The sequence below is a fragment of the Nautilia lithotrophica genome, assembly GCF_054656815.1.
The window spans coordinates 482,583-505,527 of sequence record NZ_BAAHXN010000001.1; the positions used below are offsets into that span (position 1 = coordinate 482,583).

The 22,945-nt window shown below is 31.8% G+C and carries 31 protein-coding genes; 8 read left to right on the forward strand and 23 right to left on the reverse strand.

Features of this window, described 5'->3' with window-relative positions; genetic code table 11:
- Window positions 1-55 precede the first annotated feature (55 nt).
- Genes ACYQ19_RS02495 through ACYQ19_RS02535 form a run of 9 tightly spaced genes read right to left on the reverse strand, consistent with a single transcriptional unit; the run spans window position 56 to window position 5,858 of the window.
- Window positions 56-517: an N-acetyltransferase gene (locus ACYQ19_RS02495; protein WP_459977845.1), complete on the reverse strand. Its 462-nt coding sequence runs from the start codon at window positions 515-517 to the stop codon at window positions 56-58.
- Window positions 517-1,086, reverse strand: a complete 570-nt coding sequence (gene yihA, locus ACYQ19_RS02500) for a ribosome biogenesis GTP-binding protein YihA/YsxC (RefSeq protein WP_459977846.1) — start codon at window positions 1,084-1,086, stop codon at window positions 517-519. The genes ACYQ19_RS02495 and yihA overlap by 1 nt, the downstream gene beginning before the upstream one ends.
- Window positions 1,083-1,541, reverse strand: coding sequence for a lipopolysaccharide transport periplasmic protein LptA (gene lptA, locus ACYQ19_RS02505; protein ID WP_459977847.1), 459 nt, complete (start codon window positions 1,539-1,541; stop codon window positions 1,083-1,085). The genes yihA and lptA overlap by 4 nt, the downstream gene beginning before the upstream one ends.
- Window positions 1,538-2,014, reverse strand: a complete 477-nt coding sequence (locus tag ACYQ19_RS02510; protein ID WP_459977848.1) for a hypothetical protein — start codon at window positions 2,012-2,014, stop codon at window positions 1,538-1,540. The genes lptA and ACYQ19_RS02510 overlap by 4 nt, the downstream gene beginning before the upstream one ends.
- 20 nt (window positions 2,015-2,034) lie before the next feature.
- Entirely contained in the window at window positions 2,035-2,526 is a 492-nt protein-coding gene (locus tag ACYQ19_RS02515; protein WP_459977849.1) for a KdsC family phosphatase, read from the reverse strand.
- Window positions 2,527-3,096, reverse strand: coding sequence for an imidazoleglycerol-phosphate dehydratase HisB (gene hisB, locus ACYQ19_RS02520; RefSeq protein ID WP_459977850.1), 570 nt, complete (start codon window positions 3,094-3,096; stop codon window positions 2,527-2,529). It lies immediately after the preceding gene.
- A gap of 1 nt (window position 3,097) precedes the next feature.
- Entirely contained in the window at window positions 3,098-3,775 is a 678-nt protein-coding gene (locus ACYQ19_RS02525; RefSeq protein WP_459977851.1) for a septal ring lytic transglycosylase RlpA family protein, read from the reverse strand.
- The gene (locus tag ACYQ19_RS02530) at window positions 3,772-5,112 is read right to left on the reverse strand and encodes a lytic transglycosylase domain-containing protein (RefSeq protein ID WP_459977852.1); all 1,341 of its coding nucleotides are present in this window, start codon (window positions 5,110-5,112) and stop codon (window positions 3,772-3,774) included. Before ACYQ19_RS02530 ends, ACYQ19_RS02525 begins: the two co-directional genes overlap by 4 nt.
- Entirely contained in the window at window positions 5,109-5,858 is a 750-nt protein-coding gene (locus ACYQ19_RS02535) for a TatD family hydrolase (RefSeq protein ID WP_459977853.1), read from the reverse strand. The genes ACYQ19_RS02530 and ACYQ19_RS02535 overlap by 4 nt, the downstream gene beginning before the upstream one ends.
- A gap of 106 nt (window positions 5,859-5,964) precedes the next feature.
- On the opposite strand from ACYQ19_RS02535, the gene ACYQ19_RS02540 reads away from it, so the two are divergent.
- The 3 genes from ACYQ19_RS02540 to ACYQ19_RS02550 all read left to right on the forward strand — a co-directional run bounded on the left by ACYQ19_RS02540 (window position 5,965) and on the right by ACYQ19_RS02550 (window position 8,717).
- Window positions 5,965-7,278 (forward strand): malic enzyme-like NAD(P)-binding protein, encoded by a 1,314-nt coding sequence (locus ACYQ19_RS02540; protein ID WP_459977854.1) that lies wholly within the window; start codon window positions 5,965-5,967, stop codon window positions 7,276-7,278.
- A gap of 132 nt (window positions 7,279-7,410) precedes the next feature.
- Complete coding sequence (gene mog / locus ACYQ19_RS02545) at window positions 7,411-7,926, forward strand: molybdopterin adenylyltransferase (protein WP_459977855.1); 516 nt, start codon at window positions 7,411-7,413, stop codon at window positions 7,924-7,926.
- Entirely contained in the window at window positions 7,923-8,717 is a 795-nt protein-coding gene (locus ACYQ19_RS02550) for a hypothetical protein (RefSeq protein WP_459977856.1), read from the forward strand. Before mog ends, ACYQ19_RS02550 begins: the two co-directional genes overlap by 4 nt.
- Here the strand turns inward: ACYQ19_RS02550 and ACYQ19_RS02555 are convergent.
- Window positions 8,709-8,978: a hypothetical protein gene (locus tag ACYQ19_RS02555; RefSeq protein ID WP_459977857.1), complete on the reverse strand. Its 270-nt coding sequence runs from the start codon at window positions 8,976-8,978 to the stop codon at window positions 8,709-8,711. The genes ACYQ19_RS02550 and ACYQ19_RS02555 overlap by 9 nt on opposite strands.
- A 52-nt stretch (window positions 8,979-9,030) precedes the next feature.
- Window positions 9,031-9,459, reverse strand: a complete 429-nt coding sequence (rpiB, locus tag ACYQ19_RS02560) for a ribose 5-phosphate isomerase B (protein ID WP_459977858.1) — start codon at window positions 9,457-9,459, stop codon at window positions 9,031-9,033.
- A 49-nt stretch (window positions 9,460-9,508) separates the two neighbouring features.
- Here rpiB and ACYQ19_RS02565 point away from each other — a divergent pair, with 49 nt between their 5' ends.
- Window positions 9,509-10,288 (forward strand): pyridoxine 5'-phosphate synthase, encoded by a 780-nt coding sequence (locus ACYQ19_RS02565; protein ID WP_459977859.1) that lies wholly within the window; start codon window positions 9,509-9,511, stop codon window positions 10,286-10,288.
- A gap of 90 nt (window positions 10,289-10,378) precedes the next feature.
- Here the strand turns inward: ACYQ19_RS02565 and ACYQ19_RS02570 are convergent, their stop codons facing one another.
- The 6 genes from ACYQ19_RS02570 to ACYQ19_RS02595 are packed head-to-tail and all read right to left on the reverse strand — an operon-like array spanning window position 10,379 to window position 14,925.
- A complete protein-coding gene (locus ACYQ19_RS02570; RefSeq protein ID WP_459977860.1) occupies window positions 10,379-11,008 on the reverse strand; it encodes a HesA/MoeB/ThiF family protein in 630 nt (209 codons plus the stop codon).
- The gene (gene folP, locus ACYQ19_RS02575; RefSeq protein WP_459977861.1) at window positions 11,001-12,161 is read right to left on the reverse strand and encodes a dihydropteroate synthase; all 1,161 of its coding nucleotides are present in this window, start codon (window positions 12,159-12,161) and stop codon (window positions 11,001-11,003) included. Before folP ends, ACYQ19_RS02570 begins: the two co-directional genes overlap by 8 nt.
- Entirely contained in the window at window positions 12,158-12,709 is a 552-nt protein-coding gene (locus ACYQ19_RS02580) for a DNA polymerase III subunit delta' (RefSeq protein ID WP_459977862.1), read from the reverse strand. Before ACYQ19_RS02580 ends, folP begins: the two co-directional genes overlap by 4 nt.
- Entirely contained in the window at window positions 12,706-13,239 is a 534-nt protein-coding gene (locus ACYQ19_RS02585; RefSeq protein ID WP_459977863.1) for a HobA family DNA replication regulator, read from the reverse strand. The genes ACYQ19_RS02580 and ACYQ19_RS02585 overlap by 4 nt, the downstream gene beginning before the upstream one ends.
- Entirely contained in the window at window positions 13,239-14,447 is a 1,209-nt protein-coding gene (locus tag ACYQ19_RS02590; protein WP_459977864.1) for an aspartate kinase, read from the reverse strand. The genes ACYQ19_RS02585 and ACYQ19_RS02590 overlap by 1 nt, the downstream gene beginning before the upstream one ends.
- A 19-nt stretch (window positions 14,448-14,466) precedes the next feature.
- Window positions 14,467-14,925 carry an RNA pyrophosphohydrolase gene (locus ACYQ19_RS02595; RefSeq protein WP_459977865.1) on the reverse strand — a complete coding sequence of 153 codons (459 nt, stop codon included), beginning with the start codon at window positions 14,923-14,925 and terminating at the stop codon, window positions 14,467-14,469.
- 107 nt (window positions 14,926-15,032) lie between these two features.
- On the opposite strand from ACYQ19_RS02595, the gene hemW reads away from it, so the two are divergent.
- Window positions 15,033-16,154 (forward strand): radical SAM family heme chaperone HemW, encoded by a 1,122-nt coding sequence (hemW, locus tag ACYQ19_RS02600; protein WP_459977866.1) that lies wholly within the window; start codon window positions 15,033-15,035, stop codon window positions 16,152-16,154.
- A 34-nt stretch (window positions 16,155-16,188) separates the two neighbouring features.
- Here hemW and ACYQ19_RS02605 read toward each other — a convergent pair whose 3' ends face one another.
- Genes ACYQ19_RS02605 through ACYQ19_RS02630 form a run of 6 tightly spaced genes read right to left on the reverse strand, consistent with a single transcriptional unit; the run spans window position 16,189 to window position 20,266 of the window.
- On the reverse strand, window positions 16,189-16,902 hold the full coding sequence (locus ACYQ19_RS02605) for a flagellar basal body L-ring protein FlgH (protein ID WP_459977867.1): 714 nt from the start codon (window positions 16,900-16,902) through the stop codon (window positions 16,189-16,191).
- Window positions 16,903-16,934: 32 nt separating this feature from the next.
- Window positions 16,935-17,711 carry an indole-3-glycerol phosphate synthase TrpC gene (trpC, locus tag ACYQ19_RS02610; RefSeq protein WP_459977868.1) on the reverse strand — a complete coding sequence of 259 codons (777 nt, stop codon included), beginning with the start codon at window positions 17,709-17,711 and terminating at the stop codon, window positions 16,935-16,937.
- Window positions 17,708-18,991: a tetratricopeptide repeat protein gene (locus ACYQ19_RS02615; protein WP_459977869.1), complete on the reverse strand. Its 1,284-nt coding sequence runs from the start codon at window positions 18,989-18,991 to the stop codon at window positions 17,708-17,710. Before ACYQ19_RS02615 ends, trpC begins: the two co-directional genes overlap by 4 nt.
- Window positions 18,992-18,995: 4 nt before the next feature.
- Window positions 18,996-19,370 carry a YkgJ family cysteine cluster protein gene (locus ACYQ19_RS02620; protein ID WP_459977870.1) on the reverse strand — a complete coding sequence of 125 codons (375 nt, stop codon included), beginning with the start codon at window positions 19,368-19,370 and terminating at the stop codon, window positions 18,996-18,998.
- A gap of 21 nt (window positions 19,371-19,391) precedes the next feature.
- Window positions 19,392-20,075, reverse strand: a complete 684-nt coding sequence (locus ACYQ19_RS02625; RefSeq protein WP_459977871.1) for a tRNA1(Val) (adenine(37)-N6)-methyltransferase — start codon at window positions 20,073-20,075, stop codon at window positions 19,392-19,394.
- Entirely contained in the window at window positions 20,075-20,266 is a 192-nt protein-coding gene (locus ACYQ19_RS02630) for a hypothetical protein (protein WP_459977872.1), read from the reverse strand. Before ACYQ19_RS02630 ends, ACYQ19_RS02625 begins: the two co-directional genes overlap by 1 nt.
- 43 nt (window positions 20,267-20,309) lie before the next feature.
- Here ACYQ19_RS02630 and kdsB point away from each other — a divergent pair, with 43 nt between their 5' ends.
- From kdsB to ACYQ19_RS02645, 3 genes are read left to right on the forward strand one after another with little or no spacing between them, the layout of a single operon-like run.
- The gene (gene kdsB / locus ACYQ19_RS02635; protein WP_459977873.1) at window positions 20,310-21,029 is read left to right on the forward strand and encodes a 3-deoxy-manno-octulosonate cytidylyltransferase; all 720 of its coding nucleotides are present in this window, start codon (window positions 20,310-20,312) and stop codon (window positions 21,027-21,029) included.
- Window positions 21,010-21,918 carry a 4-hydroxythreonine-4-phosphate dehydrogenase gene (gene pdxA, locus ACYQ19_RS02640; protein WP_459977874.1) on the forward strand — a complete coding sequence of 303 codons (909 nt, stop codon included), beginning with the start codon at window positions 21,010-21,012 and terminating at the stop codon, window positions 21,916-21,918. The genes kdsB and pdxA overlap by 20 nt, the downstream gene beginning before the upstream one ends.
- A 53-nt stretch (window positions 21,919-21,971) precedes the next feature.
- On the forward strand, window positions 21,972-22,802 hold the full coding sequence (locus tag ACYQ19_RS02645; RefSeq protein WP_459977875.1) for a 4-hydroxythreonine-4-phosphate dehydrogenase: 831 nt from the start codon (window positions 21,972-21,974) through the stop codon (window positions 22,800-22,802).
- Window positions 22,803-22,945 lie beyond the last annotated feature (143 nt).

Below are 22,945 nucleotides of genomic sequence, written 5' to 3' on the forward strand. Positions count from 1 at the left end.
GGAAAAAAAGGGCTAAAGCTGCCTAAAAAGTTTACAAAGTAAACTAAAAGCAGCCTTATAAATATTTGATAAGAGCTATTTCGTTGCAGTTTGGAAAAAATTTGCATTTTATACAATCCGCCCATATTTTTTTATCTGGAATCGCTTCTTTTTCTATTTCTATAAATCCAAGCTTTTCAAAAAATTCTTTTTTGTAAGTTAAAACTAAAACTTCTTTTAACCCCAGTTTTTTAGCTTCCTGTAAAAGTGTGTTTACCAAAAGCTTACCAATACCCATGCCCTGGTAATCTTTATCTACCGCAAGTGATCTAATTTCACCTAAAAAAGGAGAAAAAATATGCAAAGCCGCTACGCCTACCGGTTTTTTATCGTCATAAACCAATGTGTAAGATCTGATATTTGTTGCGACTTCATCATCGTCTCTTTTTAAAATTATCCCTTCTTTTACATATGGTTCAAGCACACTTTGAATATCAATAATATCTCTTAAATTAGGTTTTTTGATATTTAGATTCATTACATTCCCCACAAAATTTCATTTATTTTTCTTTTTACCTGTTCAATGCCTCTTTTTTTAACATTTGATACAAAAAGTGCCTCAGGATATTTCTGTTTTAATTTTGCCAGTTCACTTTGTTTTAACTTGTCTATTTTTGTAAAAATCGTAAGCAGCTGCTGGTCTTTTCTTTTAAATGAATTTATATATTCGTCAACATTATTATCTATATCCAAATCAGGATGCCTTGCATCTCTTAAATGTATAAAAAGTTTTATATTGTATCTGTTTTTCAAAAATTCATCCAGATTTTTACCCCATTCTTTAAGCATGGACTTACTGACTTTTGCATAACCAAATCCCGGTAAATCCACCAGGACATATTTTTTTCCTTCATCTTCGACTTCAAAAAAATTTATAAGTCTTGTTTTTCCGGGTGTTTGGGACGTTTTGGCTATTTTTTGATTTGTAAAAGCGTTTAAAAAACTACTTTTACCCACATTGCTTCTGCCAAGAAGTGCAACTTCCGTAAAATTAGGCTCAATCGCCTCATTTATCGAAGGTGCGGAAGTTATAAACTTAACTTTCATTCATTAACCTTTATGATAATTTCTACAGGTTTCTTTTCACCACCCGTAACTTCGGCATTTTTTGTAAATCTGTTTAATACTATTTTATTACCTTTCACACTCTCATTTGTTTCTAATTTAACAATTTGTGCATTTCCTTTTAATATTATATTTCCGTTATGCAACTGATATACAAGCATATTGCTGTTACCTTTATAGGTGGCATTTTTATCAAGAGAAATAACAAACCTTACATTACCTGTTGCTATAAATTTTATAGGTTTTTTGTTTTTATCGAAAAATATTATCATTTCATCTGCCAATATATTATCTTTTCCTTTTGTGGCATTAACATCACCTTTGAAAACACTCTCTTTTTTGGCCATGTCATAATGAAAATATTTACTTGTTACTTTTAATTCTTCAGCATTGATAAAAATTAACATCATACTTATTATAAATATTATTTTTTTCATTTCTCAACCTTTAAATAATATGTAATATTTTTTGCGTATAAATTTTTGTTGTCATCAACAAAAAATTCATTACCATAACCTCTAAAATCCTTTGCAAAAAGTTGAAATTTCCCACCTTTTAATATATCTGTTTTTTTATTATATATGGCTTTTTTTGTGTTTAATTCTATATCCTTATTTTTATACCATACTTTATACCCGGTTACAATATCGTCTTTAAATATAGTTTTTGACGATTTATACTCCTCATTTTTTAATAAATCTTTTGCATTTAAGTCAAAAGCGATATATCCTTTTTTATACACATTTAATATTTTAAACTTCCCTTTTTTTTCCAGAGCTTTTTTGTAAATATAAAATTCACCATCTTCCACTTTAACATCAGGAAGTGATAAAGTTTTTTTCTTAATCTGATGAGGAATATTTTTACCTGAACTAATAAATAAAGGATAAAACATAATACCAAATACCATCAAAAAGAAAAAAACAACTTTTACCATAACGCTAAAAACTTATCATAAAGTTTTTCTTCTTTTAACAACATTTCTATCATTTCCGCAACAGCACCTTCACCGCCGTTTTTTTTCAAAGGATAATTTACAAAATCATATACATACGGATTTGCATCATATGGTGCAAAAGATTTTTTTACTAATTTCAACATAGAAAGATCATTCATATCATCACCTATAACAGCTACTTCGGAATAACTGATCCCAAGATCTTCTATAATAGAGTCCAAAACTTCTTTTTTATTTTTCACACCCTGTTTTACATACGTTATGTCAAGTTCTTTTGCTCTTCTATCAACTATATTTGAAACCCTCCCCGTAATTATTGCACTTTTTTTACCAAGTCTATTCCAACTTTTAATCATAAGTCCGTCTTTGATATTAAAAGCTTTTATTTCATCACCGCTGTTAGAATAGTATATTTTTCCGTCCGTCATAGTCCCATCTACATCAATTACTAAAAGCTCAATCATTTAAATCATTCCTTTTGTTGAGGGAATTCCGCTTTCTCTATACGAAAGTGCTCTTCTTAAAGCCACTGCAAACGATTTAAAGGCACTCTCCACTATGTGATGTTTGTTAGTTCCTCTTTTATAAATGATATGTGCCGCTATTTTAAAATTAAATACTAACGATTTAAAAAACTCTTCAACAAGTTCCATATCAAAATCTTTAATACTTCCTTCTCTAGGTAAATCATACACTAAATAAGCTCTTCCTCCTATATCCAAATCAACCTCAACGGCCGCCTCATCCAAAACGGCTACCGCATTAGCATATCTTTCAATGTTTTTAACAGGATAAACTTCTTTAAATAATGCTTCGCCAAGCACTATTCCAACATCCTCAACCGTATGATGATAATCTACATAAATATCACCATCACAAAATACTTCCAAATCCATTCCGCTATGCTTTGCAAGAGCTTCCAACATATGGTCAAAAAAACCGACACCGGTAGAAATATTAGATTTTCCACTGCCATTGATTTCAAGTTTTAGTTCGATTTTTGTTTCTTTAGTTTCTCTTCTAATTTCAGTCATTTTATTCTCCTACTACAAATCCGTTAAGTTTATGAGAAAGTTTGAATCTTTTGGCTTCCGAATATGTTTTAAATCCAACTATAAATACTTTATAAAAGTCGCCTTTTTTTAATACTTTCGTATTATACCCTAACTCTTTATATTTTTTAGCTGTAAATTCAGCTCCCCCTTTTCTTAAAAACGCACCGATTTGTATCATATAACCGGTTACATAATTTTTTCCTTTAAATCCTATTACACTTATTTTTACCGGTGCGGTTCCGGTTCTATCAAGTCCTATTTGCTTACCCGCAACATAGCTTAAATCAATTATTCTTCCTTTTACAAAAGGCCCCCTGTCGTTTATTCTTACAATTACACTTTTCCCGTTATTTAAATTCGTAACTTTTACCATGGTATCCATAGGCAGTGTTTTGTGTGCTGCAGTAAATGCATACATATTATATATTTCACCATTACTTGTATATTTCCCATGAAAATTAGGTCCATACCAGCTTGCTATCCCTCTTTGCGTCCATCCAATAGGAACGGTGCTTTTAGGATAATACACATTTCCGTTTACGCTGTATACTTTTTGGGTATTTTTTTTTACACCTGGGGTTTCATAAACTTCCGTAATATACCTTTGAGAACATCCTGTAAATAACAATAGCCAAATCAATATTGTAATCTTTTTCATCTAAGTCCTTGTGGCACTTTTAAAATTTGTCCTACTCTTATAGTTGTATTTTTTAATTCGTTTGCTTTGATTATTTTTTTGTAATCTATTCCGAATTGTTTTGCTATTTTTCTTAAAGAATCCCCTTTTTTAACTTTATATTTTACATATACGCTATTAAGAGGAATGACCAGTTTTTGACCTATTCTTAAATATCTGCCAAGTTTGTTAAAATCTTTAATAATTCTTACTTTTGTATCATATTTTTTTGCTATTTTACCAAGTGTATCACCCTTTTTAACCTTATAAACCATAAAAAATCTTTTTGGATGGAATTTTAATTTAAACTCAGCCAATTTATTATATGGAATATAAATATAATACTTATATGGAGGCGTAAAGGAATAATTTAAATGAAGATTATGTTTTCTAATTTCTTTATAAGGAACATTTAAAATTTTACTTACATAATATAACGAAGTTCCTGCCGGCACTTCTACTTTTTTCAAATCCGAAACAACACCGCTGTTTAAAAGATACGCATTTGTATATTGAATAAAATCGTCACTATTAAATAAAAACGACATTGCCAATATTTTCAAAATATACTTTCTAGTTTCTTTAGGCAGATATTGTCTTGAAAGACCTTTTTGAAACCTCATAAGTTCACTTAAAGTAATCGGAACACTCTCAAGCTTTTGATATAGTTTATACAACTTTCCAAAGGCGTATCTTCCATGTCTCTGATAATTTTTAACAATGTTTCTGTATTGTTTTATTGTTTTATCTTTTCTGCATTTTCTTTTACCCAAACTATTGCATAATTTATCAATTTTGGCTCTTACCACTGCTTCTACTATTCTAGCTTCCCCTGCGTTATACGCCATAATCGCTAGATACCATTTCCCAAAAAATTTATGTAAATAACTTAAATATTCCACCGCTGCCTGCGTAGATTTTATAGGGTCTTTTCTTTCATCAACATACTCATCAATTTTAAGTCCGTATCTTTTTGCAGTTTTTGGCATAAACTGCCAAAGTCCCATTGCTTTTTTATGAGATTTCGCTGAAGTCGTTAAATAACTTTCGGCCATTGCAACGGAAATCAGTTCTTTTGGAACGTCGCTTTTTAAAATCGACTGCTTAATAAGAGGTAAATAATCATATCCGTTTTCCAATACATTTAAAAAATACTCTTTTTTCTTTTTTGAATATACTTTATATAACTTTTGCAGTTTAGGATTTTCAATAAACCCGTCGTTTATATCAAGCGCATTTAATACTTCAAGGTTTTTATTATTAACAATATCACCAAACAAAAACAAAAAAGAAATTAATAGTAAAAATATCTTCTTCATATATTAAATAGTTCCTTTGCATTTTTTGTTGTAATTTCTTCCACTTCTTTTGGATCTATACCCCAAAGCTCGGCAATCTTGTCTCTTACATAAATCGTATACATAGGCTCGTTTCTTTTCCCTCTGAAAGGATGTGGGGTCAGATACGGGGCATCCGTTTCTATTACAACCCTCTCTTTTGGTATTTTCGGAAAAACATTTATAAGTTTTTTAGCGTTTTTAAATGTTATAACACCACCTATTCCATAATAAAACCTCTCTTTAAGTTTCAATAGCTGTTCAGCTGCATTATAACAGTGCAAAACGCCTTTAATTTCAGGATGTTCTTCCAAAACTTTCAGACTATCTTCCGTTGCTTCTCTTATATGAACGATTATAGGTTTATTATACTCTTTTGCAAGTTCTATTTGTCTGTGAAAATATTCTATCTGTTTTTGACGTTTTTCTTTTTCTTTAATCCAGTGATAATCAAGTCCTATTTCACCTACCGCCACACATTTTGGATGGTTTATAAAACACGTTATAAGTTTTTCGTCATATTTATCTATATCAACCGGATGAAATCCAACTGCAAAATATATTTCATCATATCTGTTTGCAAGTTCTATAGCCCTTGGCAAATCAGCTGGATCTGCAGCCGGAATTATAAATTTTCCGACACCCGCTTCTTTTGCCCTTTTAATAACTTCATCCACATCATCAATAAATTTCTGGTTATCCAAATGGGTATGAGTATCTATTATCATTTAATTCCTTTACGATTTGTAACACTTATTTGTTTATAAAATATAAAAATTGTAAATATTCGTAACTTTTGAATATAATTGTAACAAAAATATAAAAGGAGACGAAATGTCAAGACCTACATTTACAAAAGAAGAAGCATTAGAATATCATGCTAAACCGGTCCCTGGTAAAATCGCTATTGAAGTAACAAAACCGGTAAGAGACTCTAGAGATTTATCAATCGCATATTCACCAGGGGTTGCAATTCCTTGTATTGAAATTGACAAAGACGAAAGTTTAGCTTATGAATACACAAACAAAGCAAACCTTGTAGGAGTTGTATCCGATTCAACTGCCGTTTTAGGACTTGGAACACTTGCACCTGTTGCAGGTAAGCCTGTTATGGAAGGGAAAGCGGTATTATTTAAAAAATTTGCATTTATTGACGCTTATGACATTATGTTAAAAGAAAGAGATCCTGAAAAAATTATTGAAATCGTTGAAGCAATTTCTCCAACATTTGGTGGAATTAACCTTGAAGACATTAAAGCACCTAAATGTTTTGATATTGAAAAAGAATCTCAAGCAAGATGTGATATTCCTATTTTCCATGACGACCAGCACGGAACAGCAATTATTTCATCTGCTGCAATTATTAACTGGTGTAAACTTGAAAACAAAAAATTAGAAGATTTAAGAGTAGTAGTAATCGGTGCGGGTGCGGCAGGACTTGCAGCTGCTGAAATGTATAAAGCACTTGGAATTAAAAATATGGTATTAACTGACTCAAGAGGTCCGGTTACTACAAAAAGAGACGATTTAAACAAATATAAACAACCTTGGGCTGTTGATGAAGATTTAGAAACTTTAGCGGATGCTCTTAAAGGCGCTGATGTAGTAGTTGGTAACTCTGTAGCGGATTGTATTACTCAAGATATGGTTAAAACTTTAAATCCAAACGCACTTTTATTAACTCTTGCAAACCCTGATCCGGAAATCAAACCAGAACTAGCTCTTGAAGTTAGACCTGACTTATACATCGGAACTGGTAGAAGTGACTACCCTAACCAAGTAAACAACGTATTAGGATTCCCGTTCATCTTCAGAGGTGCGCTTGACACTCACGCAAAAGCTGTTAATATGGAAATGAAAATTGCAGCAGCTTACGCACTTGCAGACTTAGCTGAAAAACCTGTTCCTCAATATGTAAAAGACGCGTATGGTGGAGCTGATTTAAAATTCGGTAAAGATTATATCCTTCCAAAACCATTTGATAGAAGAGTATTTGTTGATGAATCTGTAGCTGTTGCGAGAGCTGCAATTGAGAGCGGTGTTGCAAGAATTAAAGTTGACAATGTTGATAAATGGGTAGAAGGTTATAAACAACACCTAATCAATATGCTTAAAGAAAAAGAAGGTATCGATTACGACGCAAAATAATCTTCTTTTTTCCTTTCTTCTTTATTTACTTAATATAGTGACTGACACTATTAATCAATCTTGTTTATCTTTTTTTATTTTTATTGCAATGCAAAACTTATAATTTTTGTATAATTAGCAAAAAGGTTGCAAATGGTTAAAATTGCTGTAATTACAATGAGTGACAGAGCAAGTGCCGGAATATACGAAGACAAAAGCGGAAAAGAAATAGAAAACTTTCTAAAAGAAAACATTACTAATGAATTTGAAATAATATATAAACTTATTCCTGATGATTACGACACAATAGTCCAAACATTAAAAGAAATGGTTAATCAAAACTGCTCTTTGATACTAACTACCGGCGGAACAGGCCCAGCACCAAGGGATGTAACCCCTGAAGCTACAAAAGAAGTAATAGAAAAAGAACTTCCGGGATTTGGCGAACTTATGAGAATGCATTCATTAAAATACGTTCCGACTTCCATACTTTCAAGAGGAACCGCTGGTGTTGTAAAACAAAGTTTCATATTAAACTTGCCTGGTTCCCCAAAAGCAATCAAAGAAAATTTAGAAGCCGTTTGGGCGGCTATTCCGTATGCAATAGATTTAATAGGAGGAGATTATATAGAAAGTCCTACTGCGTTCAGACCTAAGAAGAAAAAATGAAAAACCTGTTTCAAAATATTAAATTTGATAAAAACGCCTTACTTTTATCGTTGTTTGCCGTTATTGTAGTGATAAGTGTCCCGTTATATGACAAAATAACAAACAAATACTTAAATGAATCACTTAAACAAGCAGCGATAACATATGCGGTCACAAGAAGCATAAACGCCGCAGTTTCAGTTATACAGGAGAGTTCTTTAACCATAGGCGTAGGAGTGGAAGGAAACCTTGCATTAGGTCAGGCTCTTGACCCTATAAATGATGCGACTGAGAGGTTTTCGGATCTTTTGACTTTTTCTTTATGGTCGCTCGGAAGTGAAAAAATTATATATGAGTTATCAAAACTTCCTGCTTTTACGATATTAATTATAATTTTATCACTCATTAATATTTTTTATACTTCAAAACTTTTAAAAAACATTCTTTTAATTTTAATAGTTTTAAGAATATTTATGCCTTTTAGCGCCTCAATTTCCTACTATTTCAACAAATACTATTTCGAGCCAAATATAAACTCTTCAGTTCAAAAACTGAAACCTTACACAAAACAGATAGAAAAACCTCAAATTAAAGAAGAAAGCTTTTGGAGCAAATTTTCAAGCACTATTGAAAGCACAAAAAACTCTTTGGCGCAAATCCAGGAAGACGCCAAATATTACATCTCTCACGCCACGGATATAATTAACGCTTTAATATCTTTAGCTTCTTTATATCTCGCGCAGTTTTTATTAAATGTGATATTACTGCCGCTGTTATTAATATATCTGATAAAAAATTTTAAATTAGAGTAAAGCTTCGATTTTATTTTCAAGCTCTCTGATTTTACGTTTTAGCTGTTCGTTTTCAGTTCTCATCTGAGCGTTTCTGCTTTTTACGGATTTTAAATCATTTTTAAGTCTTGTAACTTCATCGTCCAAAAGTTCAAGGTTTCCAAGAGATCTTTGTAGCTGAATTTGGTATTTTTTAATAAGTATTTCAGCATCAAGCAAATTACTTTTCAGCTGTTTACGTCTTTCTTCAGCTTTCTCCCATAAATGCTTATAATAAAACATTCTAAAAGTTAAAAAAAGGATAACAACGATAACCGTTGTTAAAAATATCCAGTTAAATATCAATTTTTTCTACCCTTCTTTGGTGTCTTCCACCTTCAAATTCATTTTCAAGCCATGCATCAAGAATAGATTCTACAACACCAAGTCCAACTATTCTAGCCCCAAAACATAAAATATTGGCATTATTATGTCTTCTTGCCATTGCTGCTGTATAATAATCATGACAAAGTGCCGCACGAATTCCTTTATGCTTATTTGCAGCAAGACTCATTCCAATTCCGCTTCCGCATATTAAAATCCCCATTGTTCCTGGATTATTTAAAACAGCTTCGGCTACTTTATGTGCAAAATCCGGATAATCGACACTTTCAGTAGAATATGTCCCCAAATCTTCTACTTCAATTCCTTTTTTTTGAAGATATTCGATTACAAATGGTTTTATCTCAAATCCTGCGTGATCAGTCCCGATAAAATACTTCATTTAATTCCTTTTTGATAAAATTATAACAAATTTTAAAAAAGGATATTTTATGAAACTCGGTGTTAATATTGACCATATTGCTACAATAAGGAATGCCCGCCAAATTAATGAACCGGACCCACTAATGGCTCTTCAGGTCTTAAAAGAAGCTGGTGCCGATCAGGTAACTATACATTTAAGAGAAGACAGACGGCATATTAAAGATTTTGACGCTAAAAGAATATGTGAAAACTCATTTTTACCAGTAAATATGGAATGTTCAATTAATCCAGAAATAATAGATATTATCTGTAAATTAAAACCTCACAGGGCAACACTCGTTCCAGAAAAAAGAGAAGAAGTAACAACTGAAGGCGGACTAGACGTAATTAAATTTGAGAATGAAATAAAAGAGGCAATTGAAAAACTACATAATAATGATATTGAAGTATCTCTTTTTATTGATCCGGATTTTGAACAGATCAAAAAATCAAGTGAAATCGGTGCGGAAATGATCGAACTTCATACCGGAAAATACGCCAATTTACACCTTGCATTAAATACAAACATCAATCATACACCATTTAAATTATATGAAAACATGGATAGAAAAACACTAAAAAAAGAACTCGACCTTGAATTAAACCTGCTTAAAGACGCAACGATACTCGGAAACGAACTTAATATTGAAGTGGCTGCCGGTCACGGACTTAATTATCAAAACGTAAAGCCGATAGCGGAAATTGATGGTATAATAGAGCTAAACATCGGTCACAGCATTATTGCAAACTCTGTATTTTTAGGACTTAAACAGGCGATTATTCAAATGAGGGAATTAATTAATGGGTAATATTGAAATTACCGCATTTCAAATTATCGTTTTTCTTTTTTCAGTTGTTTTATACGACCCTTTGCTGGGGCGTAAAATAGGAAAATGGTTTTAAAATCTAAACTTCTTAATTTCCAAATCTTCTTTAAAATCTATGTAATACAATATTTCTTCCTGTTTGTTTATTAAAGTTTTTAAACCAAGCATCGAAGAGATTGAACCGATTAAATTAACCATTGGGGGAAACTGCCCTTTAACTTCATGTTTTTTAGTGGCGAATATTTCAAAAGAGGTGGTTTTAAACACACCCACCTGTCCGTGCAACTCTTCCACACTTGCGTAAATCCAAGGTATTTTTCTGTTTTTTGCAAATTTATTAATCTCTTTTCTCACTTCAAAATTATCAGTGGCATCAAAAACCAAATCGACCTCAATATCCAAATTTTCATTAAAATTATCATTAATTGCAACAATTTCGGTATCTTTACATCTCTTTATTTTACAAGCCAAAACCTCTGCTTTACTTTTTCCTATATCATTCTGAGAAAACTGAAACTGCCTGTGAATATTGTGTAGTTCAATATCGTCATAATCAATCAAATATATTTTTTTAAGTCCGATACAGCTGATTGTCGTCGCAATTATATTTCCAAGCCCCCCGCATCCGACTATCAAAACTGACTTCTTTGACAAAATATTCTGATTTTCTTTTCCGATAACTTCAATCTGTCTTCTATACATCAAAATCCCTGATTTCCTCAAAAATTTTAAGTGCCTGAAAATGCTCTTTTACATCATGACATCTTACAATACTTGCTCCGTTTCTTACAGCTTCGGTATGCAATACAAGCGTTCCGGGTAATCTTTCACCCGGAAGCGTAGAAATACCCTCTTTTTGCATTATCATATCTATCATACTTTTTCTGCTGGCACCAATTAAAAGTTCGTATCCGAAATGCAGGAAATGTTCCATATGCTTAATCAAAGCTATATTGTCTTCAAGTCTTTTACCAAATCCGATTCCCACATCCAAAATTATCTCTTTTATTCCGAAACTTTTTGCTTTTTCTATTCTTTCACCGAAGAATTCGTCAACTTCCAAAATGACGTTTTCATAAAAAGGATTTTTTTGCATATCTTTCGGATTTCCCTTTTTATGCATAATAATTACGCTTGCATTGTATTTTGCCGCAACTTTTGCGTATTCGTCGCTTTCAAGTCCGGTTATGTCGTTTGCAATTTTAAACCCTCTATCCAGGGCGTATTCTAAAACTTTTGCCTCAAATGTATCTATACTAAACAGGGCTTTTTCGTAAAGTTTGGATTTATAAATTTCATCAATTATCGGCATAACCCTTCTTAATTCTTCTTCTACCCCCGGATAAACGCTTCCGGGTCTGCTTGAAACCCCGCCTATGTCAATTATTTTTGCCCCTTCGTTAATCATTTTTTCTATTTCTTTTACTGCTTCAACACCTTGAAACCTGCTTCCTTCAAAAAAAGAATCCTCATTCGCATTAATAACACCCATAATTTTAAGAGGGAATTTCGGTAAATCTATAAACTCTTTTAACTGCTTTGCAAGTTCTTTAAGCTTAAAGGGCTGAGATAGTTCTTTTTTTGCAAGAATTTCCAATTGCTTTTTATTACACATAAGCACCGCATCAAAAATTTTGTTTTTACAATTAGGAACACCCATAGGCACTGCAAGTTCGGCACCGATACTTAAAGCGTCCTGTTTTAAAATATTTGCGGCACCGCAGCTTATGTCTTTGATATAAAACAGATATTCGCTTTTTTTCTTTCGCATAATTTCTATTCCGGGTTTATCAACGCCGAGTTTTAATAAAAGTTTTGATAAATCAATATCGCAGTTAAGTTTATAAACTCTCAAATTCTCTCCTTGATACTCAGCATTATCATTGCCATTACTGCCTTTTTATCGATATTTAATTCAATCATTTTAACGGCGTTGCTTAAAATTTCCATCTGTTCTTCATTTAAGTTTTTCTCTTTTAATATTTTATAAATAAAAGCTTTAATCTCGTTATTATCCAAATCCTGTTGAAGTATCTGAAGTATTTTGTCGTTTGTTATGGATGAAACATCTATATCGCTTTGCAGTTCTTTGTTGAATGTTTTAGTTTCTGTTATCATACGTGATTTTATCGTATCAAGCAGTGCGTATTTGGATTTGGCAAGCAAAATAAAATCAATGTTTTTAGGCGGTTCTTCAAGAAGTTTGAGAAGTGCGTTTTGAGAAACAACTGAATATTTTTCAGCCGCAATTAAGATAACTTTTTTATGTTTTTCCGCAATATACGCCAAATCCCTTATTGTTTTTACATCATCTATTTTTAATTCATCAGCCCTGATTACTTCATCAGGTTTAATTTCTTCAATTACCCTGTCGTAATCATCGGTAATAATAATTTTGCTCAAATTTCTACCTCACCGAAAATTGCGGCTTTGAGCGTTTCGTTTAAAATATCCGCCAAATCAAGAAGTTTCCTGTCAAGATTCTCATCAAGGGATTTTAGAAAGAAATTTTTATGCAAATCCATATCCATTATCCAGAAAAATGAATCCGGTTTATTTCTGGCAAATCTGAGTTTAGGCGTCTCAACCCCAATATACCAGAAAATATAATTGTCGTTAAAACTGATTGAGAGCATATCCTCTATCATTTCATAATGTTCATCCGTCCTTGCATGTTCAAGCTGGGGAACCAGCTTTTGTAAGTCGTATATCGGAATGAAAGAAGGTTTAAAATCCTGAAAATTGTTAATTTTATTGATTATATAATCGCTAAACCATTTTCTCTTATAATCGGTAATTAAAAGAACACTTTTGCCTTCTATAACATTAGAGATAAAATCACTTACAAGAGGCACCCATTCAAGCCTCTTCTCTTCCATCCATTTTATGTTTTTATCTCTGATAAGTTTAAGAGTGAAATGATTTATATCCATTATTTATCCAGTTGATAAGCTTTATGTAAGGCTCTTACAGCCAATTCTCCATATTTTTCGTCAATTACCATAGAAATTTTGATCTCACTCGTGCTGATCATGAGTATATTGATATTTTCATCCGCCAATGTTTTAAATGCGGTAGCGGCAACACCGCTGTGAGATTTCATTCCCACACCTACAACACTAACTTTTGCAATTGAATCATCATATTCGATTGATTCGGATTTGTTTTCATATTCTTTAAGAACTTCTTTTGTAAGTTCAAGCTCTGTCTGAGGCACAGTGAATGTAAGGTTTGCTTTATTGTCTTTTCCGACATTTTGCACAATCATATCCACGTTTATGTTTTTATCTGCAAGTTTTCCGAATATTTCGGCACTGATTCCAGGTCTGTCTTCAACTCCGAATATACTAACCCTTGCCTGGTTTTTATCGAGTGCTATTCCGCTGACTAAAACTTTTTCCATATCAGGTGTCTCCTTTGTAATTAATGTTCCTTTTATTTCAGGTTTAAATGATGATTTTACTTCTATATCCACGTTTAGTTTTTTAGCAAGTTCAACTGAACGGCTCTGCATTACTTTAGCCCCTAAACTTGCAAGCTCAAGCATTTCGTCATAACTTATAACATCTATTTTTTTAGCTTTTGGCTCAATTCTTGGGTCTGTAGTGTATATTCCGTCAACATCTGTATAAATTTCGCATTTATCGGCATTTAACGCCCCTGCAATTGCCACTGCGGTAAGATCGCTTCCTCCACGTCCCAGCGTAGTAACATCTCCGTTTTCATTAATTCCCTGAAATCCTGCGATAATTACTATTTTACCTTCATCGAGATGTTTTTTCATTTTTGAAGGGTCTATATCCATAATTCTGGCTTTTGTGTGATCGCTTGTGGTTTTTATTCCGGCCTGTCTTCCGGTAAGCGCTATTGCATCCTTGCCCATAGCCTGAAGTGCAATACTTAAAAGCGCACTTGTAACCCTCTCACCACTGCTTACCAATAAATCCACTTCTCTTTGAGGTGGTGTTTTTGTAAAATGATTGGCAAAGTCCAAAAGTTTATTAGTCTCGCCAGCCATTGCAGAAACAACAACAACTACCTGATTTCCTTCATCGGCATATTTTTTCACTATATTTGCAACGTTTTGAATCCTGTCTAAATCACCTACGCTTGTTCCGCCAAATTTCTGAACTACTAACATCAGCTTCCTTTTTTATTCTTTATAAAAATCCCTGTTTTTTAAAATAATCCAATACTATTTTATATACCGGTCTTTTGAAAGATTTTACATATTCAAAAACTTCATTAAGAGTTACGAATTTATAATCTTCAAATTCCGGCTCTTGCGTGTTTAAATCTATTTTTGCATTAGGTTTTAACTTTACTAAAAAATATTTCTGTTTTTGCCCATCAAAAGGATACATTTTTTTTGCTATTCTTTTTGGAAAATCATATTTTTGCCATTCGGGCATTTCAGCCAAAACTTCAACCTCATCTGTTCCTATTTCTTCTTTTAATTCCCTAAGCAGTGCTTCCTTAGCACTCTCCCCTTCGTCAATACCCCCCTGTGGAAACTGCCAAGCATCAACATCGTTACGTTTTGCTATTAGTATTTCCACTTTTTCGGGATATTTTGAAGACAAAACAACTGCCGCTACATTTGGCCTGTATTTTTTCAAAACATCACCTTTTTTTAGTAAAATTATAACTAAAATAGTAGCTAAGTTAACAAGTTGAGAAGTTGTGAAGAAAAATTTTCATTAAAAATAAACAAAAAAGGGACAATATGCAAAGTAATAAAGATATTTCATTAATTCCTTCACAACTTAACAACTTCACAACTTCACAGCTTTTATACATCCACATCCCTTTTTGTGATAGCAAATGTAACTATTGTGCTTTTAATTCATATACAAATATAAACCATTTAAAAAAAAATTATTTTGACGCAATAAAAAAACAATTCTTATATGAAGCTAATCAAGATCTTCAGTTTGAAACAATTTTCATTGGCGGCGGAACACCATCTACTATGAGTGTCGATTTTTATTATAAACTTTTTGATTTAATCAAATCCAATTTAAAAAAAGTAAAAGAAATTACAATTGAGTGTAATCCGAACACATCTTATGAATGGCTAAAAGAGATAAGAGATCTCGGTGTTAACAGAATTAGTTTTGGCGTTCAGAGTTTTGACGAAAAAAAACTAAAATTTTTAAACAGAAACCATTCACCCACACAAGCTATAAAAGCTATAGAAAATGCAAAAAAAGCAGGGTTTGAAAATATTAATCTCGATTTGATTTATTCAACGGCGCTTGATACGAAAGAGTTACTTACACAAGATCTAAACACAGCTTTTTCTTTGCCAATAACACACATAAGTGCATACTCTTTGACCATTGAAGAAAACACCAAATGGGAAGGTGATTTTTCAAAACGCAAATATGATGAAGAGCTCGAAATATGGTTTATTGAAAAAATTAAAGAAAAACTGCCTCAATATGAAATTTCCAATTTCGGAAAACCTTGTCTGCATAATCTCGGATATTGGATGGGAAAAGAGTATATGGGTATAGGTGCCGGAGCTGTTGGGTTTAAAAAATGGAGAATGGAGAATGGAGAATGGAAAATTTTTAGGTATTATACTTACGAAAATGTTAATAGCTATTTAAAAAATCCTACACAATATAAATATGAATATCTAAGTGAAAAAGATATTAAAAAAGAAAAAGTGTTTTTGGGGCTGCGTTCAATTGTGGGATTTGAAGAAAATATTTTAAATGAAGAAGAACAAAAAAAGGTTGAGATTTTAATTTCGGAAAACAAACTCTTCAAAAAAGAGAATAAAATTTATTCTTATGATTTTCTTTTGGCCGATGCTATTACTAATTTTATATTAATTTAATTCTCAATTCTACATTCTCAATTCTCAATTAAAATTACCAAGGTGCAATTGCACTCCAAAATTTAGCAAACCAGTTTTGTTCGGTATATCTTTTAATATCGCCTTCTGTTTTATAAGCTATTTTAGCGTCAGCAATATATTTACTATCTATTGTATTATCAGAAGCAATGTCTTGAGGTCTGATTACACCGCTTATTTCTATAATCTGCTTTTGGCCGTCCACATAAATTTCACGGGTCCCCATTATAAAATAGTTTCCGTTTTTTAGAATTTTAACAATCCTTGCACTTATAGTCGTCTGGAAACTTTCATTTCTTTGTTGCGTTCCGCTACCTTGAAACGTTCTGCTGGAATTCATTGACGGAAAATTTAAACTTAATCCGGTTTTACCAAATGTATGATCTCTGCCATTCAAACTGACACCACCACTAATTGTAGCATCAAAAAGTCCACCTGCATCAGTATTAGCCTCATTTAATTTTTTGCTAGCTTGTGAAGATTGTTTAACTTGTTCGGTTATAATAATAGTTACAATATCGTTTACTTTCATAGCTTTTGTATCTGAAAAAAGATTATCCCCGTTTGTAAATAAAGAACCGGGATTATTTTGAGGGTAATCGTTATCTTTGCTTGGCATCTGCTCTACATATTTAGGAGGTTTCATATTTATCGTCGGATCCATAGGATGAGAGGCGCAACCTGTAAAAAAAAGCACAAGTAAACTGCCTAATAGTAGATATTTTTTCATTAAATCCCTTTTTTTTAAAAAAAGAGCAAAAACTATTCCGTTTTACCTTTTAAAGCCAAAACCGCCTTTTGGATATCATTTTGTCTCATAAAATGCTCACCGACTAAATATGCGTCAACTCCGTTTTTTGAGAGTTTTTTTATCGTTTCAAAATCATTTATGCCGCTTTCAGCCACAACTATAACATCTTTTGGCAGTTTTGGTATAAGTTTTTTGCTCAAGTTCATATCCATTTCAAACGTTTCAAGGTTTCTATGGTTAAACCCTATTATATCCGCCCCTGCTTCGAGAGCTTTTTCTAAATCTTCCTCATCGTGAATTTCAAAAAGAATCTCAAGCCCTAAACTTTTTGCAAAATCAAACAGATTTTTCAATGTCTTGACATCAAGGGCCTTTGCTATTAAAAGTATAAAATCGGCCCCTGCGCCGTATGCTTCGGCAATTTGAAATTCGTCAATTATAAAATCTTTTCTGAGAAGCGGGATTGGACTAAATTTGTTTATTTCTCTTAAATATTCCAAACTTCCATGAAAAAAATGAGGTTCGGTCAATATGCTCATGGCATCTGCGACTTGAATATATTCTTTTGCAATTTTAATTGGATCAAAATCTTCTCTGATTATACCTTTTGAGGGGCTCGCTTTTTTGACTTCGGCTATAATTCTGTAAGGGTTGTCTGGCGTTGATTTAAGTGCTTTTTTAACGTTTCTAAACTCTCTTTTTACAGATAAAAAATTTTTAAAATCTATTTCGTTTTTTCTTTTTTCAAGATCTTTTTTGGTCTGTGAAATAATTTTATCGAGTATCATTTATTTCCTTTAGACTTGTTTTTATTTTTTACTATCTTTTTTTCTTTTTTATTCTTTTTTATACATTTTTTTATTTTTTCTTTGTGCATTAATATTTCTTTGTCTTTTAATTTTATATATTTAATAATATCCCATGCTTCTTTACACTTGCCGAGTTTATAATAACCCCATGCCAAAGAATCGATATATTCTTCATTGTCAGGCTTCATTTCAACTGCTTTTTGCACGTATTTTAGCCCTTCTTTTACATCAATATCGTTATCAATCATAATATAACCCAGAAAATTATACAAATACGCACTTGGATAAAATTTAAGCAGATATTTTAATTTCGGAATTATTTCTTTGGCGGTTGTTTTACTTGGATTTGCTTCATATTTATATGTGCAATATTTTAATAAATAAGGAAGTTTTGCAGTTTTTTCATATAGTTTATAAGCATAAAAAGCTGCCTTTTTATAATCTTTTTTAGTTTCATATACAATAAGTTTATATTCATCCCCCAAATTATTTTTATCAATTAATTTTAATGCTTTTTCATATTCTTCATTATCAAGATAAATCCTAAGCGCAAACATTAAATATTTTTGATCGAATTTACCCATTTTTTCGTATATATTCGCAAGGGAATCATAATCATAAGTCTGTTTGTAAATAATGGCAAGTCTTAAACATATATCAAATTCACATCCATACATGTCTAAGTGAGTCCTGAGATAAGCTAAAGCTTCATTATATTTTTTAATCTTAATTAATATATCAACTAATTGAAGCAGTGTTTCTTTGTTATGATTAAGCGCATAAAGAGATTTCAAATAATCTGCTGCTTTTTTATAATTTTTTTCTTTTAAATATATAAACGCCATCATTCTGTAAAAAAACTCATCTTTTTTATTAAGTTTTGAAAGAAGTTCTTCTTTTGCTTTATTTATCTGTTTAATTTCAAGCAGACTCAATATTTTATACATAAAAATCTGTTTATCAAATTTTTTTTCTAAATACTCGCTGCTTAATTCAATAACCTCTTTATATTTTTTCTGATAAAACAGATCTTCTATCATTTTTTCATAATAGACGGGCTTTTTTGTTTTATCATACAAAAATTTATAAGTGTCAACTGCAGCAGTTAAATTGTTTTCATCTTCAAACATTAAAGCTTTTATAATATATTCATCCTCATTTGGAATAACTTTTTTCCCTACCGGCGGCTGCTTAACACTGCATCCCGCAATAAAAAACATCAAAATCAGTGTTATTAACTGCCCATATTTAATTTTCAACTTTTTATTCTCCATTCTCAATTATTCCGGGACACTCTTTTTTTAATTCATCAACTCTGTCTTTATAATAATCCCAAAAAGGAAATGTCCTGCACTGATTGGGTCGCACCGGATATATTTTACACCCGTTTTCAAAAAAAACACAGGCAAATCCGTTTTTATACGGCTTTTCTTTTAAAGAATACTTATATCCCACTTTTATCAAAAACGTTTTTTTAAAAAGTTCTTCATCGATATTCAAAAATTCGGAAATGTTTTTAATATCCTGAGGGCTTACCCATATATAACCGCTCTCACCCGTGCAGCAGTTTCCCTCGCACTCCCTGCACGCCTCCGCATCAAACTTATAAGGAAAACCCTCTTTTTCAATAATTCTCAATTCTCAATTCTCCATTCTAAATTATACTTTCACGCTTTTCGTTGCAGCTTTTTTATAAATTTCAGCTGCTTCTTTTGAATAATTTTCCCCATCAAAGCCAATCAACGGCGGATGTATCGTAACCATTGATTTTGCATGTCTTTTGGCCCTTAACATCACCAGCGTTGCGTTTTTTGAAATTCTAGGATACATAAATCTTATATCAACCACTTTTAAAGGTTTTGGCATTAATGAAATTATATCATCAATTCTTTTTGCATCGTAACAGAAAATAAACTCCCCCCTTTCTTTTAATACCCTATTGACTTTGTTAAAAAATTCACTCATTGGAAGAAATTCTTCGTATCTTGCTGTTTTTATAATTTCATTTTCACTTTTTAACGTTCCCTGATAAAAGGGTGGATTTGAAATAATAAAATCAAATTTTTTATTAAATTCAAATGTTAAAAAATCACCGGTAATAACATTTGCCTCTAAATTGTTTTTTTCTAAATTTTTAAATATAAAATCACTCATAATATCTTGTTTTTCTATAATCGTAAGGTCTATTTTAGGAAAGTCCCTTTTAACCAAAAGCCCTAAAACACCGCAACCACCGCCAACTTCTAATACATCGCCTTTTATATTGAATTTCGTTATAAAATCATACAAAAACATCGTATCGGAATTATAGCAGTATCCGTTTTGCGGCTGATACAAAACCATTAATCAACCAATCCTAATTCTTCCAATATAGGTTTTATATCTTTTTCATAATACTGCATCAATAAATTGGGAATTAAAGCCATGGCTTTTTCATCATTTCTCCATTCTTCAATTTTTTCTAAAATAACGCTTTTTTTCTTTTCGTTGATATGCTTTGCGTTTTTAACTTTTTCTTTTATTTTATTGACCATACGTTGCCTTTTTTTTGTAAAATTATAACTAAAAAGGTTGATTATGATAATCATTCCCGCACGTCTCTCTTCCAGCAGACTCCCAAATAAAGTTTTAGCCACGATAAATGACAAGCCGATGATTATATGGTGTGCACAGGTAGCCGAAAAAGTTGATGACGTTTGCATAGCCACAGATTCTAAAGAAGTAGTCGATATATGCAAAAAATACGGTTTCAACGCAGTTATTACAAGTGATAAACACAAAAGCGGAAGTGACAGAATCAAAGAAGCCGCTGATATTTTAGGATTAAAAGATGACGATATTGTTATTAACATGCAGGGTGATGAGCCGTTTTTAGAACCGGAAATCTTAAAAGCCGTAAAAGAAAAATTGACTGAGATTAAAAACAGGGACTTTGTAATGGTAAGCTGTTATAAGGAAATAGACGAACTTCATGCGAGTGATCCCAATCTTGTAAAAGTAATTATGGATGTAAATTCGGATGCCATCTATTTTTCAAGAAGTAAAATTCCATACAACAGAGACGATGTTCCACATCAATATTTCGGACACATAGGTATTTACGGATTTATTAAAAAAAGTCTGGACGAATTTGTAAAAATGAGAGGAGAAATCGAACATATTGAAAAGCTTGAACAACTAAGAGTAATTGAAAACGGCAAAAAAATAGCAATGATAAAGGTTGAAACAAAAAGTTTCGGAATAGATACAAAAGACGATTTGGAAAAGGCAAGAGCTTATGCAAAAAGTAGCAGTTAGTATAGGTGATTTAAACGGAATCGGGATAGAAATAGCCCTAAAAGCCCATGATACTATTAAAAGCTGGATAAAACCGGTATATTGTATCAATAAAAAAATGTTAAAAAAAGCCGCAAAACTTTTAAACTACAATATTCCTGAAGATTTTGAAGTTTTTGAAGTTGAAGGGGATTTTAAAATAAAACCCGGAATTATAGACGAAAATGCCGGAAAATATTCATTCGAGAGTTTCATTGCCGCAATTAACCTTGCAAAAGAAAATAAAGTAGATGCTATTACCACACTTCCTATAAACAAAGAAAGCTGGACTAAAGCCGGAATAAAATACAAAGGACATACGGAAGTATTAAGAGATGTTTTTAAAAAAGACGCAATTATGATGCTTGGATGCGAAGATATGTATGTGGCCCTCTTTACCGAACATATTCCGTTAAAAGAAGTGGCAAACAGAGTAAAAAAAGAGAATTTAGTTAAATTTTTTATAGATTTTCATAATTCGACAAATTTTCATAAAGTGGGAGTGCTTGGATTAAACCCTCATGCAGGTGACGGAGGTGTTTTGGGTGACGAGGAAATAAAAGAAATTCTACCTGCAATCAACGAAGCAAATAAAATACTTAATAAAAATTTCTATTATGGCCCACTTGTTCCGGATACTGCATTTACTGCTAAAAAAGGCAGGTTTATTGCAATGTATCACGACCAGGGACTCGCACCTCTTAAAGCTCTTTATTTTGAGGAAAGTATAAACGTAAGTTTGAATTTGCCTATATTAAGAACATCCGTAGATCACGGGACAGCATTTGACATAGCTTATAAAGGATTAGCAAAAACTAAAAGTTATGAAAATGCGATAAAATATATCTTAAATCATAAAACATTGACATAAGTCAATTTTTTACATTTTTATTTTAGCTATACTTAAACAAAAAAAGGATGGGTATGCAAAGACTTATTAGATTTCAACACGAAAGTTTTATTAAATTTATATATGCAAGCGTTATAGTAAAAGAACAGGCTGCAAAAAAATTATTGGAAGACATTGCGGTATTTAAATACAGACATATGGTATGGGCAATGGCTGACGCAGTAAAAGCCGGTGTAAGTTTCGATATGGATTTTAAAACCGAAGAAATTAAAAAAATAGAAACTCAAAGCGAAGAAGATCTTTTAGAAGTTTTGATCAATGACTTAGAAGAAAATCTTAGAAGCTATGAAGAGATAAAAACACCTTCTACTGAAAGATTTAAAAATGATGACGAATATTTTCTTAGTCAGCTTAAAAAACTTGATTTAGAAGGAAGTGTAATTGCTTTTAACCAGTCAAAAGAACTACCGGGCGTTGAGCTTGAAGAGAGTGCAAAAGCCGCACTTGTATTTTTCTTAATGGAAGAAACATTTAAAGAGTATGAACTTATTACAATTTATAGCTATTTAAAAGTTCACTCAAACGAAGTAGATGCAAACTCAGCTTTTACTGATTTAGCTTATGATTCAATTTATCATTTAAGAAGATTTGCAGAACTTGCCGCTCAGATGGGTGTGTTAACACTTCCTAGACCTATTCCTCATGATAAATATGAAAATATCGGTATTGTTGAATTTTTAAAAGAAAATATAGAAGAAGAAATGGACGCTGAAAAACAATGTTTAATTTTAGCTGAAAAAATCGGTAATGAAGAGCTCAGTAATTTCTTATTATTTATTTCACGCCAGGAAGTATATCATGCAGAACTGCTTCAAAGAGCACTTGATGCGGTAAAAGGCAAATAATCCTTTTACCTTATTCGTTTCAGTTTACAAACACATAACACATGAATAAAACAAAAAGTAAATAAAATTTATACCTAATATAAAGGTGCCAGACCCTAAATTATTAACAATTTAATGTTTTTTTATTTTTAAATCAAACATTT